We start from the raw sequence: 229 nt of genomic DNA, 5'->3' as shown, positions 1-229 counted from the left end.
CGCTTCAATTCTGAGGCTTCGAGGCCATCATATTTGGAACGCCACTTGTAGAAGGTGGAAACGCCAATACCTTCTTGACGACAGAGGTCAGCGATCGGCTCACCCGCTTCTGCACGCTTTAACAAGATGATAATCTGTTCTTCACTCTTACGTTTGCTCATAGTAAAACTCCTAAATATAAATTAATTGTAAAGAAAAATTCTACATTTGAGCTGTGTTAATTTAGGGG

General features: G+C 41.0%; 1 protein-coding gene. It reads right to left on the bottom strand.

Annotated elements, in window-relative coordinates; translation table 11 throughout:
- Nucleotides 1-161: transposase (locus HMPREF3179_RS06685; protein ID WP_141743453.1), on the bottom strand; the 161-nt coding region annotated here is incomplete at its 3' end.
- Nucleotides 162-229: the final 68 nt, after the last annotated feature.

The organism is Oligella sp. HMSC09E12 (genome assembly GCF_001808505.1).
In the GTDB taxonomy this organism is placed as follows: Bacteria; Pseudomonadota; Gammaproteobacteria; order Burkholderiales; family Burkholderiaceae_B; genus Oligella; species Oligella urethralis.
Note: the sequence above shows the minus strand (reverse complement) of the source record. Positions and strands in the feature narration are given on the sequence as shown.